General features: G+C 69.8%; 10 protein-coding genes. 6 read left to right on the top strand and 4 right to left on the bottom strand.

Annotated elements, in window-relative coordinates; translation table 11 throughout:
- Positions 1 to 30 precede the first annotated feature (30 nt).
- Both AB0H12_RS32770 and AB0H12_RS32765 read right to left on the bottom strand, forming a co-directional pair.
- Positions 31 to 1,281 (bottom strand): MFS transporter, encoded by a 1,251-nt coding sequence (locus AB0H12_RS32770; RefSeq protein WP_499628267.1) that lies wholly within the window; start codon positions 1,279 to 1,281, stop codon positions 31 to 33.
- A 7-nt stretch (positions 1,282 to 1,288) separates the two neighbouring features.
- Positions 1,289 to 2,221: an ATP-grasp domain-containing protein gene (locus tag AB0H12_RS32765; protein WP_499628266.1), complete on the bottom strand. Its 933-nt coding sequence runs from the start codon at positions 2,219 to 2,221 to the stop codon at positions 1,289 to 1,291.
- A gap of 413 nt (positions 2,222 to 2,634) precedes the next feature.
- On the opposite strand from AB0H12_RS32765, the gene AB0H12_RS32760 reads away from it, so the two are divergent.
- Positions 2,635 to 3,882, top strand: coding sequence for an MFS transporter (locus AB0H12_RS32760; RefSeq protein WP_499628265.1), 1,248 nt, complete (start codon positions 2,635 to 2,637; stop codon positions 3,880 to 3,882).
- Positions 3,883 to 4,132: 250 nt separating this feature from the next.
- Positions 4,133 to 4,885: a TauD/TfdA family dioxygenase gene (locus AB0H12_RS32755; protein WP_499628264.1), complete on the top strand. Its 753-nt coding sequence runs from the start codon at positions 4,133 to 4,135 to the stop codon at positions 4,883 to 4,885.
- 143 nt (positions 4,886 to 5,028) lie between these two features.
- Here AB0H12_RS32755 and AB0H12_RS32750 read toward each other — a convergent pair whose 3' ends face one another.
- A complete protein-coding gene (locus AB0H12_RS32750; protein WP_499628263.1) occupies positions 5,029 to 5,340 on the bottom strand; it encodes a hypothetical protein in 312 nt (103 codons plus the stop codon).
- A 651-nt stretch (positions 5,341 to 5,991) separates the two neighbouring features.
- On the opposite strand from AB0H12_RS32750, the gene AB0H12_RS32745 reads away from it, so the two are divergent.
- From AB0H12_RS32745 to fxsT, 4 genes are all read left to right on the top strand, one after another.
- Positions 5,992 to 6,897, top strand: a complete 906-nt coding sequence (locus AB0H12_RS32745; protein WP_499628262.1) for an effector-associated domain 2-containing protein — start codon at positions 5,992 to 5,994, stop codon at positions 6,895 to 6,897.
- Positions 6,898 to 6,999: 102 nt separating this feature from the next.
- A complete protein-coding gene (locus tag AB0H12_RS32740) occupies positions 7,000 to 8,451 on the top strand; it encodes a VMAP-C domain-containing protein (RefSeq protein WP_499628261.1) in 1,452 nt (483 codons plus the stop codon).
- Positions 8,448 to 9,497, top strand: a complete 1,050-nt coding sequence (locus AB0H12_RS32735; RefSeq protein WP_499628260.1) for an AAA family ATPase — start codon at positions 8,448 to 8,450, stop codon at positions 9,495 to 9,497. Before AB0H12_RS32740 ends, AB0H12_RS32735 begins: the two co-directional genes overlap by 4 nt.
- Entirely contained in the window at positions 9,497 to 13,783 is a 4,287-nt protein-coding gene (gene fxsT, locus AB0H12_RS32730; protein WP_499628259.1) for an FxSxx-COOH system tetratricopeptide repeat protein, read from the top strand. The genes AB0H12_RS32735 and fxsT overlap by 1 nt, the downstream gene beginning before the upstream one ends.
- Before the next feature lie 6 nt (positions 13,784 to 13,789).
- Here fxsT and AB0H12_RS32725 read toward each other — a convergent pair whose 3' ends face one another.
- Positions 13,790 to 15,454, bottom strand: a complete 1,665-nt coding sequence (locus AB0H12_RS32725; protein ID WP_499628258.1) for an aKG-HExxH-type peptide beta-hydroxylase — start codon at positions 15,452 to 15,454, stop codon at positions 13,790 to 13,792.
- Positions 15,455 to 16,548 lie beyond the last annotated feature (1,094 nt).

The following is a 16,548-nucleotide window of genomic DNA, read 5'->3' as shown; positions in this document are numbered from 1 at the left end:
GTGCCGAAGACACCGCCCACGACCGCGGGATCACCCGTCGACCTCCGCCTCCCGGGAGGGACGACGCGCCAACCGGGGGTCGGCGAACTCCCGCGTGCCCGGCACGGCCAGCGCGCCGAGCGCCGAAACCAGCGTCAGCACCCCGCACACCACCAGCACCGGGGTCTGCCCGACGGAGGTCAACGCGTACGGCAGCACGATCAGCCCGAGCGGCGCCACGCCGTGCGAGACCATGAAGTCGAGGGAGAACAGCCGCCCCATCCGCTCCGGCGGCACCTCCCGCTGGATGGCGCTGAACCACGGGATGTTGAACGCCTCGATGCCCGCACCGCCGAGGAAGTACGCGACCAGCACCAGCGCCGCCCCGAGGTGCGGGGACACCCCCGGCACGGTGAGCGCGAGCGGAACCAGACCGTAGAGGCTCAACCCGACGAAGGCGATCAGGCCCGGCCGGCGCGGCGTCCAGCGGCCCATCAGGACGGCGGCGGCGACCGCCCCGGCGGAGTAGGTGCCCAGCGCGATCCCGATGAACGTGTCGCCGCCCAACTCGGTGCGGCTCACCAGGGGCAGGGTGAGCTGCTGCACGGCCCACCCCAGCGCCAGCCAGATCACCAGCGCGCCCAGACCGGCCACGAACCAGCGGTGCCGACCGGCCTCGCGCAGCACTTCGGCGAAGTCGGCGAACGGGCGGCGGCGGGCGTCGTCGGACGGCCGCGCTTCGCCGCGCGGCAGGCGCAGCGCCAGCCCGGCCGAGCCCATCCAGAGCACCCCGGTGGCCACCAGCGTGGCCGCGCCGCCCATCGCCACGTACAGCAGGGTCGCCGCCGTCGGGCCGGCGATCAGCAGCAGCCTGCTGCTCAGCGTGGACAGCGCGTTGGCCCGTTGCAGGTCGTCATCGGGCACGACCTCGCCGATCAGCGCCTGGTAAGCGCCGCGGAACAGGCCTTCGCCCACCCCGGCCATCAGGATCGCGGCGCAGATCGCCGGCACCGACACGGTGAACGCGGGCACCACTGCCAGGATCGCCGCGCCGCGGACGGCGCTGGCCAAGGTCAGGACCGTGCGACGGGCGAAACCGTCGGTGAACACCCCGCTGAGGACCGCGCCGAGCACGAAGCCCGCGGTGCGACAGCCGAGGACCAGTCCCAGCACGGTGATGCCGCCCTGGGTGTCGAGCAGGTACAGGGTGAGCGCGACCGGCATGACGGAGGTCGCCGCACCGGAGGCGGTGGAGCTCAGCCACGCGAGCCGGAACCGGGAGTTGCGCAGGATTCCCAGCATCGCCGGCTCAGTAGGTGGCCGACGGGCGCCAGTTGCGGCGCGCGTCCTCGAAGTCGCGGCCCGCGGCAACCAGGAAGGAGGCGAGCTGGGTCAGCGGGACCGGGTCCCCGCCCAGGGCCTCCAGCGCCTGGGCGCAGGTGGGGCAGGTGTTGACCTCGTAGACGACGAGTTCTCCCGTTTCCTCGTTGCGCGCGACGTCCACGCCGGCCCAGAGCGCGTCCATCGTCTCGGCGGCGCGCTCGCCGATCTCCACGAGGTCCGGGGTGAGTTCGAGCCGACGTCGGGTGAAGCCGTCGGCGGTGCTGATCCAGGAGTCGTCCGGCGCGGTCCGCTCGATCGCGGCCACCGCCTTGTAGTTCACGCACAGCACGCGGATGTCCTGGTGCCGCGCCGGGACGTAGGGCTGGACGTAGTAGGTGTCCGGGCCGGGGTCGAGCTCGCGCACGTGGGCGCGCACCGCCGCCTCGTCTTCGAGCAGTTGCAGGCCCCGGCCGCAGGAGAGCATCAGCGGCTTGGTCACCAGCGGGTAGCCGCGCTCGTTGGTCCAGGAAGCCAGCGTGTTCTCGTCACGACCCCACAGCACCGGCAGGTGGGGCACCTTGGCGCCGTTGAGCAGCGCCGAGTTCAGGTACTTCGACTGGCCGCGCATCAGCGTCATCGCCGAGTTCACCATGGGCACGCCGGCGAGCCGGGCGGTTTCCAGCTGGTTCATGCCCAGGATCAGGTAATCCTCGTACACCCAGCCCATCATGAGGTCGATCGCCAGCTCCTCGCCGCCGACGAAGAACCGGGTGGACGCCGGCGTCACTTCGATCGTCAACTCGTCGGGGTGCACCCGTAAGGGGCGCCCGCCCAAGCGTTCGATCTCGGAGAACACGATGCGGTGGTCGCTGTCGTCGTCGTCGTTGCCGAGCAGGACGATCAACGGTGTCTCGGTCATGCGGGACTCCTCGACGGGTAGTGGGGCAGGTCGCGATCGCCGGCGGCGCACCGGGATCGGGCGGAGCGGAGTGCCGACCACGGCCGTGCTCGTGCCGGTCGACAGGGGACCGTTTGTGCAAACGATTTTCATTACTAACATATCCGACCGGGTGTCGCCACCGTCGAATGGAGCACTTGTCCGTCGCCGTCCCGGCATGCGGTTCGGCACTCCGAAGAGCACGGCCGGTGCGAGGCCGGTGAGTGTTGGCCGTGCGGGGGTGTCGCCCCGGTGGGCGACCCCGCTATTGGTAACCGTAACCATTGCAAGTACGGTAGGCGGCTGCTGCACACTGTTTGCAGTTGCTGCGCCAGGGCGGGAATCGGACGCCCGTCGGAATCGATACAGGGGGACGCTGGGTGGTTACGTCGTCGATGTCGACGGAGGCGGGGGAGGCCAGTCGGGTGCCGTCGATCCTGCGTGAGCCGGACTTCGTGCGGCTGTGGACGGGGATGACGGCGTCGGGGCTGGCGACGTGGGCGCTGCCGTTCGTGCTCGGGTTGGGAGTGCTGGAGCGGGAGTTGAGCGCGGCCGGGCTCGGCGTCGTGCTGGCCGCGCGGACGGCCGGGTTCCTGATCGCCCTGCCGGTCGCCGGGGTGCTGGCGGACCGGTACTCCCGGCGCGGGGTGGTGCTGTGGGCGGGGCTCGCGGCGGCGGTGGGCGCGCCGGTGATCGCGCTGGGGCTCGGCTGGTCGGTGCCGCTGATGGCGGTCGCGGCGGTCGTGGTGGGTGCGGGGCAAGGTGCGTGCCGGCCGGCGTTCCAGGCGTTGGTCGCGGAGGTGGTGGACGTCGAACGGCGCCAGGCCGCCAACGCCGCGCTGGCGCTGGCCGTGCGCATCACCACGCTGACCGCGCCCGGCCTGACCGCCCTCCTCGCCACCGTGCTGGACACCCGTGCGCTGCTCCTGGGTACCGGTGTGGTCTGGTTGTGCGCCGCGGTCATTCCGCCCAAGGGGCGGCCCGCGGCGACCCCCAGCACGAACGCCCGCAGTGCCCGGGTCCGGTTCCTGGCCGAGTTCGCCGAGGGGGTGCGGGAGGCGCGGCGGCACCCCTGGTTCCTGGCCGGGCTGGCCGCGCTCACCGCGGTGATCGCCACCGGCTACTCCGCCACCAGCGTCGCCCTGCCGCTCATCAGCCGTGACCGCTTCGACACGGAGGTGGTGCTCGCCGCATCGGTGACCGCCTACACGGTGGGCGGGCTGCTCGGCGCGCTCCTGGTGACCCGCCGGCGACCGCGCGCCGAGGGCTGGACCGCGTTCGCCGCGCTCGCCTGCTACGGCTTCGCGCCGCTCGCGCTGCTGTTGCCGGTGCACTGGGTGGTCATCGTGGCCGCGTACGTGATCGCGGGGCTGGGGATCGAGTTGTTCAACGTTCCGTGGTTCACCGCCACCCAGCGGGAGGTCGAGCCGGACAAGCTGGCCCGCGTGTCCTCTTTGGACTTCCTGCTGTCGTACGGTCTCGCCCCGGCCGGACTCGCGCTCATCGCGCCGGCCATCGACGCGTTCGGCGTGACCACCGTGCTCGGCGTGTGCGCGGCCGTGTGCTTCCTCGCCCCGGCCGCCGCCGCCCTCGTGCCCGGCACCCGGGACTTCGCCCGGAGCCCTGGCGGGGCCCGTCGATAACCGGCGTTCGTGTCCGCGTCGTGCCCGTGCCCGTTGACGCGTCGGCTGGTCCGGCGGGCGCTCGCCGAGAACGCACCTCCGTGCTCCGGGACGGGCTGTGGGTTACCGCGAACCCAGGCATTGATGCCTCTGCCTTGCAGTTGCCACCATGTTGTAATTGTCCGGTCGGTAACCGGATCGGACACGGGGAGCCGCAGGTGACTACGTCGTCGACGTCGACCGGCGCGGAGAGCACGGCCGGAGCCGACCGGTGAACGGCCGGGACCTCGGCGTCGTGCCTGCCCGCGTGGACGCCCACGACACCGACAAGGCCGGTGAGGCGCTCGCCGAAGCGGGCGCGGTGATCCTCACCGGCCTCCCGGTCACCCCGGACGCCTTGGCGGTGGCCGCCGCGCACCTGTACGGCCGGCACCTGCGACAGTTGTTCCCGATCCGCGCGCGGACGTCCCACGACGGTGGGCCGGTGCACCTGCACGCCGACAGCTTCGACCAGGTGGTCGACATCGGCGGGGTGAGGTCCCGGCGACGCGACCCCGACGAGGACGCCGTGCTCGTCCAGTGCGTCCACCCCGCACCCGCCGGTGGCGACTCGTTCGTCCTGGACGCCTACCGCTACCTCGACACATGCCCTGATCAGGAGCTGGTCGACTTCCTCACGGGCGTGGACGTCGACCTCTACGGCGAGTGGGCGGGGCTGCGCGGGCTGCCCGCGACCCCGCGCGTGGGCCGGCACGTCGAGTACACCCGGACCGGTCGGCGCATCGCCCGGCGGACCGACGGGGCCGTGCCCCTGCACCGCGACCCCGCCGCCGAGCACATCACCGCGATGGTCGACCGGTTCCAACGAACCGTGCACGCGCTGGAAGCGGATCTGCCCCGCGTCCGCCTGGAGGAAGGCGACATCCTCGCGGTCGACAACTACCGCTGCTGGCACGGCCGCGACCCGCACACCGGCGAGCGTGCGGTGCAGATCCTGACGCTGCGCACCGACGCGGCTCGGTAGCACCTGCGTTGAGTGCGAGCCCGGCGTCCACCGACGACCTCGATCAACCTGCTGGGCGAACTGGACGTGATCGGCCCTGTGTCAGCTGCCCGAAACCATTTCACCGGCGCATTCCCTCGTGACGGCAATGTTGGGCGCCTTGGTCACCGCGCAGCCGCGTCCGCCGTCGTCGGCCCACCGCTGGTGTCCGCCTCGGCCGAGCTGGAAGCCGCACCCGTAGCGGGTGCGGCTTCCAGCATGAAGAACACGTAGACGCCCTCGAAGGTGACCGTGCAGTCGACGTGGAAGAAGTCGCAGGCGGTTCGGTAGGTCGACTTCTTCGCGATGAGGTGGCGGTGCCATCGCGGGATGGCGCCCGGCGTCACCAACCGGTGTCGCCGCAACCAGTCGGGTAGGTGTCGCACGAACGCGGCGAGCAGAACCAGCCGGCCAGCGAGCCGAACGAGATCAGGCACAGCACTCGTGACGCCACGTCTCACGATCACGCCCAACCCTCCATGATGCACGATCGCCGCAACTCGGCGCCCCAATGCAGAGTTCCGGCAGCCCACAGTCACATCCGCTTGACGCCGTGGCGGCGCTGGTCGCCACCGAACTGGAAGCGGTCACCGTTTCATCGACCCACCAGATAAGGAGGTTCGAGCCGGTCGTGCGCGACCGATGCAGCCGCCGGACCCGTTGAAGGGGTTGATCAGGCCGCGGCGCCTTGCCCCGGAACTCGCCGGGGTGGCCGGCGTACACGTCGCGGGCCACGCCGCGAATGAGACCTTCGCAGCTGCAGGTGTTGCTGTTCTGCATGATCTTCCTACCGCGACGACCCGCGCGTGTGCGGTGCGGGCGGCCGAGGCTGACCTGACGTCGACGGGGACACCGGGGCGCGCAACGGGCTGGACCGCACGCTCGACTCCACCACTGGAACGACCTGTACTCGCTGGAAGTCCAGCTGCCCTGACCGCCCCGGCCGGTCGTCTACCCGGCGGCGGGCGGGCTGCTCCTGCCGGGTGGCGACGCTAACGTGCGCGTCGGTGACGCCGTTACCGTATGAGGTCCCGCGCATCCCGCAACCCCCGGCGAGGTGGTCGTCCGTGTCGTCGCACGATTCTCGGTTGCCGCTGCACTACACGATCATGGTGCTGGACGTGGATCGCTACGGAGACCCGTCGCGGACGGACGCCCACCGGGTGGCGGTGCACGATGGGCTCAACAGGGCAGTGCGCGGCGCTTTCGCGGAGGCGTCGGTCCGGTGGGATTCCTGCGAATGGCAGGACGGTGGCGACGGCGCGTTGATCCTGATACCTGCGGCAACATCGAAAGTCGTGGTGCTCGATCGCGTGGTGCGCCATTTGGCCGACCGCCTGCGCGAGCACAACGAAGTTTCCGCGACTGAGGCGCGTATTCGGCTCCGATTGTGCCTGCACGCTGGCGATGTGCGCCGTACGGAGTACGGGGTCGCGAGTAGCGCCATCATCCTCGTGAGTCGCCTCTTGGACTCCGCAATATTGCGGGAAGAATGCAGGAACTCTCCGGAACCGGTCACGCTCGCGGTGACCGACGGGTTCTACGACGACGTGGTGCGCCACTACCCGCCAGCCGAGCCGGAGCGGTTCCGGAAATTCCATTTCAGGGTGAAGGAGGCGGACTCGACCGCGTGGCTGAAGGCCGCCCACCGACTCGCCACGCCGGTCGCCCCACCAGTCCCGCAGCCGGTCGTGAGGTCTGTCGACCACCTGACCGCGCTGGTGGAGGCGCTGCTGGAAGTGCCGAGCGTCGAGGACGAGGTGAGCAGGCGGAAAGTCCTCGAACTCCTGCCCGCCTCGGTGAAAGGCGCCGTCCGCTACCACCCGCGGGCCCGGTTGCACGTATTCGAACTGGTGCGGACTTGCCGCGACTACGAGCATGGTCTGCGCGACCTTTTCACCGCGCTCCGCAAACTGGAAGGAGACTCGGTTCCGGTTCGCCGGGCCGAGGGGGCAGCACGCGAATGGATGACGTCCGAAGGAGTGGGAGAATAACGGGACCGGGCCTTACGATACGTGTGGCGGCATGGCGGTCGACCACAAGGGGGCGCAGAAGTGCGGACACCGAGGGAGCCCGAACGGGGAGTCTTATGGCAGTTGGTTGAATCCCTCAGCCTCATCCAGGTGCTCGGCGACCTGCACGGGCGCAACCTGGTCGTCAGAATGCTCTGCGAGGAACTCGGAGAAGTCCTCCCGGTGGAGGAGCACGGCTATACGCTCATCCACCTCTACGACATCGTCGCCGCCTGCTACCAGCGCCCGCTGGGGCTGTCCGCGCTCGTGCGCGTGGTCGGCAGGCTCGACAAGGGCTCGCTGCACATGGCCAAGGTGCGCGACGTGGTCTTCGACATGACCGTTTTGCCCCTGTGGTCCTCCGACGTCCGCCACACCGTGCTGACGCTGCTGCGCGAGGTGAACGTCGAGGACGTCGACGAGGCGTACCGCGCGGTCGCGGGTCCGACCGCGCCGCACCTGCCCAAGAACTCGAGCTATCTCGACGCGTTCAGTCTGCTGGAGACCCTCAACGCGCGTCCGGACGGCCTGCCCAAGGCACTGGTGTTCATCGAGCACCTGGCCGCGAAGGCACGCCCCGAGATCGCCCTGGAACTGCACCGCTGGGCGGGCCTCCAAGCCGAGCTGATGGGGCTGGCCGACGAGCTGGCCGCCGTCCGGCACGACATCCGCAACGCCCGCGCGCCGCTCACCAAACCGCTCAAGGACTACGGCTTCCTGGTGTTCTCGCTGCAACGGGTCGGTGCTTCCGGCGACCGCTTCGAGCTGGTCCACTGGCGGCAGCTCGGCATGCAGGACGGCTGGTACCCGATGCGCGCGTTCGAGCACGTCGGCGACCTGGAGTCGGTCAAGCACACGGTCGCGATGCTCATCGAGTACATCGAGGGCCACTGGGTCGACTTCGACCCGGTCTACCACGTCGAGTTCGTGCTCTCGGCGGAGATGCTCAACCTCGACGTGGACCAGTGGAAGTGGGAGACCGACACGAAGATCCCGCAACTGCTCGGCTGTCGCTACCCCGTGGTGGTGCGCAGCCTGGAGCGGATGGGCAAGCGCCAGTGGCACCGCGAGTGGAAGACGCGCTGGGCCGAGTTGGCCGCGCAGCTCGACCGCGCGGGCGTGATCGCCGAGGAATCCAGCTGCTGGGGTCGGGACGACAGCCCCGACGCGCTGCGCGAGCTGATCGCCGCGTTCTCCCGGAAGCGGTCGGCGGTGTCACTCGTGCTCAGCTCGCCGCCGCGGGCCGAGTTCTCCGGCCGCGACGAGGTCGCGGTCGGGCTGCGCGCCGGGGTGCCGGTCATGCTGTGGCACCGTGTGAGTTGCGACTCGGCGTTCATGGACACCGCGCGCAGGCTGCTCCACGACGGCGACCACCTCGGCCTGCTCGAACGCATCCGCGTAACGCGCACCGAGGCCTTCGCGGAAGGACCGGGCGGCACGCACTGCGGCCACGCCCTGACGGTCCTCTACGACGACCCGGACCGGATTGTGGTGCCGATCGACCCGACGGCACCGGAAGGAGCCTCGGCTGCATGAACGCGAACACGGCCACCCTCCAGCCGACGACACCACGCTGGCACCTCTACCGCGGCACGGCCGAAAAAGCACTGCGGCCCGTGCGGGACTGGCCGCCCGCACCGCCGTGGCGGAGGTTCTCCGGGCAGGGCACGACCTTCCGCCCGGACGACGACGGCGGCGAAGCCGACCGCCACGTCGGCAACGCCCGTACCGTGCGCCGCATCCCGTACCCGCGCGAGGTCGACATGGTCAACGCCGCGATCAGCCTGCGGCGTCCGCTGCTGGTCACCGGCAACCCGGGCACCGGCAAGTCGACGCTGTCATACCTGGTGGCCAGGGAGCTGGGACTCGGGCCGGTGCTGCGGTGGCCCGTCACAAGCCGCACCCGCCTGGGTGACGGCCTCTACACCTACGACGCCATCGGCCGCGTCCAGGCCACTGGCGCGGGCGACCGCGACCGGGCGGGCGACGCGGACATCGGCGACTATATCCACCTCGGCGCCCTGGGCACCGCCCTGCTGCCTTATGACCTGCCTCGCGTGCTGCTCATCGACGAGCTGGACAAGGGCGACATCGACCTGCCCAACGACTTGCTCAACGTCTTCGAGGAGGGCGAGTACGCCATCCCCGAGCTGGTGCGGATCAGTGGCGGGCGGCCCGAGGTGCAGGTGCGGACCACGGACCACGGCGGCACGGCGAACGTCGTCGGCGGCGTCGTGCGGTGCCGCGAGTTCCCCGTCGTGATCATCACCAGCAACGGCGAGCGTGAGTTCCCGCCCGCGTTCATGCGCCGCTGCCTGAAGCTCCATGTCGACCCGCCCAACTACGACCAGCTCGGGCAGATGGTGGCGGCCCACTTCGGGGCACCCGAGGGCGTTGAGCTCAAGCGGCTCATCGACCACTTCCTGGAGCACAGCAGGCAGGTGGGCGGCTTGGCGTCCGACCAGTTGCTCAACGCGGTGCACCTCGCCGTGCAGCTCGCTACCTCCGGGGAGTACCGACAGGACCAGGAGTGGGACGAGTTGCTGAAGTCGATCTGGCACCCGCTGTCCACCGAGTCGTGATGGACGGGCCGCAGCGAGGCGTGGAGAGCTGGGCGGGGGTGCGCGCCGCGGTCGCCCAGTCGCCGCACGCGCGAACGGATCCGACCCGCGACCTGCCGACGAGCGCTCTGCTACTGCGCGAGCTGCGCGACGCCCTGTGGCTCGCGCTGGTGCTCAGGGGCGAGGAGTCGCTGCCGCCTCCGGACCACGCGCTGTGGCCTCCGCCGCCGACAGCCGTGGGCGGTGGACCGGACACCTCGTCAGGACGCGGCGGTGCCGTGCCCGAGGGCACGGCGACCGATGACGAGTCCGAGGAAGGCGAAGCCGGGCCCGCCGCCGACGGGTTCCAGGAGTGGACGATCAACTCCACCGGCGCGGTCAACGGCCGGGCGTCCGACGCAGGCGGCCCGACCCTGGCGGCGTCCTCGGCGTGGCCGACGGTGCCCGCCCTGCCCGACCGCAGGCGCATTGCACGCGCGCTGCGGCCCCTGATGCGCGGCTCACCGTCTCCGCGCGACGAGGAACTGGACGAGGAGGCCACCGCCGCCCGCGCGGCGCAGGACAAGCTGTGGATGCCCGAAACCCGTCCGACGCAGTGGCAGCCGCTGGAGGTGGCCCTGGTCGTCGACCGGTCCGCGTCGATGTCGATCTGGCAGCAGACCGCGCAGGAGTTCCGGGACCTGCTCATGCACCAAGGCGCGTTCCGCGACGTGCGGCTCTATCACGCGGACTTCTCCGCGCGGTCACCCTCGGACCTGGTGCTGCGCGCCGAGACCGCCGAGGCCAGGCCGATGAGCTGGCTGAGGCTGGCCGACCCGACCGGCAGGCGGCTCGTCCTCGTGCTGACCGACGCCGTCGGCACGGCTTGGTACACCGGCGCCGCCGAGCACGTCCTGTACCAATGGGCCCAGAAGATGCCGGTGGCCGTGGTCCAGATGCTCGAACAGCGTCTGTGGTACTGGACCGGCCTCGCGGCCAGGCGCGTCCGACTGTCCGCGCCTTACTCCGGCGCACCGAACGGGCAACTGCGCATCTCGCCGGCGGAGCCGGACTTCGCGTTCCCCGACAGCGCCGAGCGCGGTGCCACCGCCATCCCCGTGCTGGAGTTGTCGGGCTCCTGGTTCACCGGGTGGGCCCGGCTGCTGAGTACGGCGGGCTCGGAATGGGTGGAGACCACCGCCGCGCTCGTCCACCCGCTGCACGGCGCGCCGCCCGCGTACCGCCCGCGTTCGGGGGCCGACAAGTCGCTCAGTGCGCGGGAGAAGGTCCTGGAGTTCCGGACCGTGGCATCCTCCGCAGCGTTCCAACTGGCGGGGCTGCTCGCCGCCGCGCCACTCGACCTGCCGACGATGAAGCTCGTGCAGCGCGTGCTGCTGCCGAAGGCGGGTTTGACCGTGCTCGCGGAGGTGCTGCTCGGCGGACTGCTGGTGCGCGACCATGGCGAGGGTCCGCCGGATGTGTTCTACGACTTCCACGTTGGCGTGCGCGAGGAACTGCTCTCGGGCGCCCACCGGGCCGACACGGTGCGCGTCGCGCGACTGGTGGCCGAGCACGCCGTGCCGGGCGCGACCGTGCTGCGCAACCTGGCCGCCGCGCTCGACCAGCCCGAGACCGCACTTCCCGACATCTCACCCGAGAACCTGCGCCATGTCCGCGTGCAGGAGGCGGTGTTCCGCGCGTTGTCCGGTCCGTACATGCCCAGGGCGAAGCGCCTCGCCGCGCTGCGTTCGGAGCTCGATGCCGGGCACGGGGGCCAAAGGGGCACAGCGGGGGTGTCCACCGCAGGAGGCGACATGAGCAGGCGCGAGCAACAGCGTGGACCGGACCATCGACCGCAGGTGTGGGGACGGGTACCCCTGCGCAACAAGGACTTCGTCGGCCGGGAAGCGCTGTTGGAGCAGTTGCGCCGAAGACTGGCCGAGGGCGGCGCAACCGCTGTCCTGCCGGAGGCACTACATGGCATGGGCGGTGTGGGGAAGTCGCAGACGGTCGTGGAGTACCTGCACCGGCACGAGTCAGAGTACGACCTCGTGTGGTGGGTGCCCGCCGAGCACCAGGCGCAGATCAAGACGAGCTTCGTGGAGCTGGCGGATCGGCTCGACCTGCCGGCGGGGTCGGCGGACGCGGCAGTGCCTGCGGTGCTGGAGGCGTTGGCCGGCGGCGAGCCGTACTCGCGGTGGATCATCGTCTTCGACAACGCCGAGCGACCCGAGGAGCTGCGCCGGTTCCTGCCGACCGGCTCCGGCCAGGTCGTGGTGACCTCGCGCAACTCGGACTGGAGCGGCTACGCGCACGCCGTCGAGGTCGACCTGTTCACGCGCGCGGAGAGCATTGAGCTGCTGCACCGGCGTGGCGGCGAGCTGGACGAAGCCGAGGCGAACGCGCTGGCGGAGGCGTTGGGGGACCTGCCTTTGGCCATCGAGCAGGCCGCGGCATGGCGCGCGCAGACCGGGATGCCCGTGCCGGAGTACCTGGAGTTGTTGCGGCTCAACCGGTCGGAGCTGGTCCGGGCCGGCTCGTCCAACGACGACCAGCTCCCCGTCGCCGCGGCGTGGAACGTGCCGCTGAGCGTGCTGGGCCGTGACCACCCGGCGGCGCTGCAGCTGCTGCAGATCTGCGCGTTCTTCGGCGCGGAGCCGATCTCGCTGCCCCTGTTCCGCGGCGTGCGCGACGTGCCGGTACCACCGGAGCTGGCGGAAGCGCTGGCCGTTCCGATCAAGCTCGACCGCGCCATCCGGGAGATCAAGAAGTACAGCCTCGCCAAGATCGATCACCGCAGCAACACCATCCAGCTCCACCGGCTGGTGCAGGCTGCGGTCAAGAACCGGCTGGCGGAGGAGGACTGGGAGAACATGCGGCACGCGGTACACGTGCTGCTGGTCAGCGGCGACCCCCAGGTGGCGGAGGACGCGGCGAACTGGCAGCGGTACGCCGAGCTGCTGCCGCACGTGATGGCGTCGGAGGCGATGGACTGCAAGTTCACCTGGGCGCGCGCGATGATGACGAACTTCGTCAAGTACCTCCTGGCCAGCGGCGACTACGACGGCGCGATCGACCTGTCTGAGCACGGCGTCGAGGTGTGGCGGGGGATGCTGGGCGAGAACAGCCTGGAAACGCTGGAGATGCGCCGGCTGCACGCGGCGGGGTTGCGGCGTGCGGGCAAGGCGCAGGAAGCGACCCTGATGAACAACCGGACCTACGAGATGCTACGCGCGGCGGTCGGCGACGACCACGAGCAGGTGATCAGCATGATGGACACCGTCGCGGCCGACCTGCGGTCGCAGGGCCGGTTCAACGACGAACTGGTGGTGCAGGAGGACGCCTACGAGCGGGCGTGCCGGGTGCTCGGTGATGACGATCCGAACACGTTGCGATATGCCCACAACCTCGCGGGCTGCTACCGGCTCGTGGGGTCCTTCGACCGCGCGCACCAGCTTGACGTCGACACGCTCGATCGACGTTTGGCGGTCTTGGGCTCGGATCACTTGTGGACGCACCGCTCGCAAGGCGCACTCGCCACGGATCTGCGCGAACTCGGCAATTACGAGGCGGCGCGGGCGATGCAGGAAGTCACGCTCACGCGGCAACGGGAGCTGTTGGGCGAGGATCACCCGCACACCATCGGCACGGCCCGCAACCTCGCGGTCACCCGGTGCCGCACCGGGGATCACATGGGCGGCCGGGTGCTCGCCCAGGAGTGCTACAACCGGTACCGGAGGAGATTCGGCGAACGGCACCTCGACTCGATCACGTCGCTGATGACCCTGTCGGTCGACCTGAGGCACCTCGATGACATCACCGGTGCCATGGAGATGGCCGAGCGCAGCCACCAATTGTTCGTGGAGATCCAGGGCGCGGAGCACCCGCACACGCTCATCGCGGCGACGAACCTCGCGGTCAACTACCGGCTGTCGGGCCAGCTGGAGCGGGCGCGTGACCTCAACGAGTCGGTGACTGGCACGCTGCACCGGATTTTCGACAGCAATCACCCGTTCGCGCTCATCAGCGCCATCAACCTGGCCAGCGACCTGGCGGCGCTCGGTGAGCACGCGCGGGCGAAGGAGATAGACGAGGACATCGTGGCCCGGTCGACCAGGGTGCTGGGCGGCGACCACCCGTCCACGTTGGCGGCGGCGCTGAACCTCGCGATCGACCTGCGGAACCTGGGCGGGCTCGAAGAGTCCGCGGCGCTGCAAGCCAGGACGGTCGAAAGACTCCGCCTCGTGCTGGGCGAGAAGCACCCCACGACCGTCCTGGCAACCAAGCTCATCCGAGCGAACTGCGACATCGACACGATGCAGCTGTGACGCCGCTCAGCCCGCCGACCACCCGGCCAGCAGCACCGGGTCCGGTCGATCGACGGGACGCGTCCGGAGTTCCCGGTGCAGCGCGCGGACGACCTCTGGCCGAGCTGTGTTCAGGGTGAGCGCGAGACCTGCCCACGCCTGCTCGTCATCGGGATCGGCTTCGAGGCGGCGTCGATAGGCGGCGGTGGCAGCCTCGACGTCGCCTGCCGCGCACGCGAGATCGGCTGCGTCCGCGTTGATGGTCGCCAGGCCGAGGGCTTGGGCTTTGAAGAGCGGTGCGCGATCCGACGCACCGGGCACGGGTTCCTCCGCGATCCGGTGGTCCAAGGCGGATCCAGTGGGTTTCGCCTCGCCGGCGAGGTAGGCGTCGGCGAGTCCGGCGATACCCGGTCCGTCCGGCATGACGTGCCTGACGCGCCACAGGGCGCGGTGATCGGCGACGAGCTTCGCGACGGGGCCGGTGCGCTCGGCCTCCGTCAGGTCGTCCTCACAGGCGGCCAGGCGGCTTGACAGCTTCTCCAGGAAGATCTGTCCCCAGTGGTTGAGCTGTGCCGTAGAGGCGATGTCCTCAATGGCCATGCGCACTTGCAGAGCTCTTAGAACGAAGGCGTAGTCGGCTTTCGCGGCCCGACCCTCCGAGACCAAGCCACGTCGCGCACGCCAGAACTCGACCACGCTGGTGAACGCGTAGATCCCATGCAGGACGCTGTTCAAGGGCCTGGGATCGTCGCGCCAAGGCGCGTAGAAGTAATCCACTTCGTCCGTCCCGTGCAGACTCACGCACTCCAGGACCGCGTTCAGCTTGGAGTGTTGGAGTTCGTGCACGAGCGCGTCGGCGAGTTCGTCGGCCGATGCCTTCTCGCACAACGCTATCGCGCCGAACGCCGACGCCGAGGAGGCGCCGACCAGCTTGCCCTCCCGGGTGAGCGGCGCCAGGCTCATCAGCCCGACGGACAACTCTTCCGCGTAACGCCGGTTCCAGCCGACCAGGATCTCCCAGGCGGCGTCGAGTTGGGCGCACCAGCGCTCGAACTCGGTGTCGCTGAGCGGATCCGGCGCCGCGGGACTGTCCGCGAACGCCCGGTGCGGGTCGGTGTCTTCGAAGACCACCTCCAGCACCACTCCTGATGCCGTCGAACGGTGTCTGCGGACCGGTCGGAACTTGACGTGCTCCACCTTCGTGCCCGATTCCGAGTGGTGCAGCGGCATGAAGTCGACTGACAGGTCGACGGCGACCTCGTACTGCCCCACTGTGGGCAGGCTGACAACACCCTGTGTGACCGGTACCCTGATGTCGAACGACAACCCGGCCCGCAGGGCGGCGGCGGCTGCGACCGCGTGCACAACCCCGATTTCCGCCCGCTTCGCGGGTGTGTCGATGTGTCCGTCGACGACGGTCTCAAGGGCACGTCTGAACCACAGGCCGACGGTCGGGAACATGATGACCTCATCGACTACACCCGGTGCTGCGTCCTCGGCGAGGAGAAGAAGGTCCCAGGCTTCCCCCAGGTCCGGGACGAGCACTTCGACGTCGGCCAGCGCGCGCGTTTCCCGTTCGAATCCGAGAATGAGCAGCTTGCGCTGCGTGTTCTCGATGCGACGGAGGAGGTGCATCACCTCGCCGCGCACCGGGCCTTCACACACTTCGGCGAAGAATGCCTCGGACAGCAAGCTGCTGCCTACCTGCGGAACGAGGTCGACAGAATTGTGAACGCTAGTCACGTTGTCCCTGCGTATCTGCGGACAGGGTCGTATTGTGGGCCCGATTTACAATCGACGCGACGGCTGCGTCTACGCGCGACGACTTGCTGGACAGCAAGACGCGCAAATTCACCACACTGAGATCAATGGCACTTGACCTTGTGTCGAGTGGCGTGCTTGGCGACAACTGAAGCCTCCAATCCGTTCTACGCCTGGCGGCGTAGAAAAGGGGTACACTACACAACTTCGTGACAGCCACCTCCGGTGACACGGCTGTTATCGCCACCTGGCTGGCATCGTTACCGTTGGTGTCCGCCTCCGCTGTGGCGGAGTGCTCGAAGGCGCCGCGGCGCTGCGGGAGCGAACCGACTGGCTGATCGTGTTCGACAACGTCGCCGGTCCTGACGCCGTTACGCCCCTGGCTCCCCGGCGGCTCGGTCGCACGCTGATCACCAGCCGGATCCGCGGACGTGGCAACCTGGCCGCGCAAGTCGACCTCGACAGGCTCACGCGCGAGGAGTCATGGCCTGTCTGGCCCGTGCGGTCGAGCGCTACGACCCGGCCGCCGTCGGCGACCTGGCCCAGGCGCTGGGTGACCTGCCGCCGGCCCTCGTCCAGACCACCCGCCGAGAGTTCTGCGGATACCGGCCTGCGTCGTCACGACCTGGCTGCCGCACCACGAACAGCTCGCCGAGGACGAACCCGCGGTCCGGCAACTGCTCAGGCTGTGCGCATTCCTCGACCCCGAGGACCTCGACCTGCACCGGCCGCTGTCCGCCCCGAACTCATTCTGCCCGAACTGGCGACCAGCCTCGCCCGGTCGTTCGACCACGAGCGCGTGGTCGGCGCGCTGATCCGAACCACTCTCGTGATTAGGATCGAGCAGATCGGGATCAGGGCGCATCGGCTGGTGTCGCAGGTGACGCGGCTGCATCCGGGCGCCGGCGCGTGGGCAATGTGGGCCGCCACGCTAGTGTCCTGCGCCTGAAGTTCGTTAATGAATTGTAGAGTTGTCGGGTGGCTCGTAGGGGTCGGCCGGTGGCCGTGGTGACGTTGACAGACGA

It is taken from the genome of Actinosynnema sp. NPDC023794, from assembly GCF_040639675.1.
Taxonomy (GTDB): Bacteria; Actinomycetota; Actinomycetes; order Mycobacteriales; family Pseudonocardiaceae; genus Actinosynnema; species Actinosynnema luteola.
Note: the sequence above shows the minus strand (reverse complement) of the source record. Positions and strands in the feature narration are given on the sequence as shown.

Bases quoted from the DNA above. Each gene is read 5' to 3' on its own strand.
- fxsT (WP_499628259.1), top strand. From the start codon at position 9,497: ATGGACGGGCCGCAGCGAGGCGTGGAGAGCTGGGCGGGGGTGCGCGCC.
- AB0H12_RS32735 (WP_499628260.1), top strand. From the start codon at position 8,448: ATGAACGCGAACACGGCCACCCTCCAGCCGACGACACCACGCTGGCAC.
- AB0H12_RS32760 (WP_499628265.1), top strand. From the start codon at position 2,635: ATGTCGACGGAGGCGGGGGAGGCCAGTCGGGTGCCGTCGATCCTGCGT.
- AB0H12_RS32765 (WP_499628266.1), bottom strand. From the start codon at position 2,221: ATGACCGAGACACCGTTGATCGTCCTGCTCGGCAACGACGACGACGAC.
- AB0H12_RS32770 (WP_499628267.1), bottom strand. From the start codon at position 1,281: ATGCTGGGAATCCTGCGCAACTCCCGGTTCCGGCTCGCGTGGCTGAGC.